Source organism: Facivitalis istanbulensis (assembly GCF_040560405.1).
Lineage (GTDB): Bacteria > Pseudomonadota > Alphaproteobacteria > Sphingomonadales > Sphingomonadaceae > Sphingomonas > Sphingomonas istanbulensis.
Window position 1 is genome coordinate 1 of sequence record NZ_JAVSCQ010000072.1, and the last position, 1,186, is coordinate 1,186.

Below are 1,186 nucleotides of genomic sequence, written 5' to 3' on the forward strand. Positions count from 1 at the left end.
TAGTGTCCTGATCGAGAAGTTCAGTGTATCATTTTCGCGTTTGATGCGGAGGTGAGAGATGGCGGGTCGAGGTCGTGTGGCTGCGGTGTCGATATCGTTGACGGATGCGGAGCGACAGGAGCTGGAAGGCCTTGCCAGCCGTCGGAAGACAGCGCAGGGACTGGCTCGTCGGGCGAGAATTGTGCTGGAGGCGTCGCGCGGTCTTCAAAATAAGCAGATTGTTGCTCGCCTCGGGTTTGACGCCAACACGGTCAGCAAATGGCGCCGACGTTTTGCGGAACGGCGCTGCGAGGGTCTATATGACGAGCCGCGCTCTGGTGCGCCGCGTACGATTGGTGACGACGAGATCGCCCGGACAATCCAGCGAACGCTGGAAGAGACTCCGGCCGGTGCAACGCACTGGTCGTTACGCAGCATGGCGCGGGCGACAGGCTATGCTCCGTCGACAATCCATCGCATCTGGAAGGCGTTTTCCCTCCAGCCGCATCGCAGCGAGACGTTCAAGCTGTCGACCGACCCGCTGTTCGTCGAGAAAATGCGCGATATCGTCGGGTTGTACATGGCACCTCCCGATCGTGCCCTGGTGCTGTGCATTGATGAGAAAAGTCAGATCCAGGCACTCGATCGGTCACAGCCACTCCTGCCCATGCGCCCCGGGCAGCCGGAACGGCGAACCCACGACTACAAGCGTCACGGCACGACCTCGCTTTTCGCTGCGCTCGACATTGCGACCGGCAAGGTGATCGGAAAATGCTATCCACGACACCGCGCCCGCGAATTTCTGAGCTTCCTGCGTCAGATCGATGCCGCAATTCCTCATGGCCTCGACGTCCATCTCGTCATGGACAATTACGCCACACACAAAACACCCGCGATCCGCGCCTGGTTGGCCAGAAGACCGCATTGGCAGGTTCATCTCACACCCACCGGAGCCTCCTGGATCAATCAGGTCGAGCGCTTCTTCGCCGATCTCACCAGCAGGCAGATCCGCCGTGGCGTCCATCGCTCGACCGCCGATCTCGAGGCGGCGATCGAAAGCTATATCGCCGCCACCAATGCAGACCCCAAACCCTTCAGATGGGCAAAGTCCGCCGACGACATTCTCGCTTCTATCCAGCGCTTCTGCCTGCGGACACTCGATACCGCGCATCAGCAAATCAATATTATTTCAGAATCAGGACAATAG

1 protein-coding gene is annotated in these 1,186 nt (G+C 59.4%); it reads left to right on the top strand.

The annotated features are described in order from the left end of the window. Nucleotides 1-58: 58 nt before the first annotated feature. Nucleotides 59-1,186: an IS630 family transposase gene (locus RN629_RS18185; protein ID WP_407036487.1), complete on the top strand. Its 1,128-nt coding sequence runs from the start codon at nucleotides 59-61 to the stop codon at nucleotides 1,184-1,186.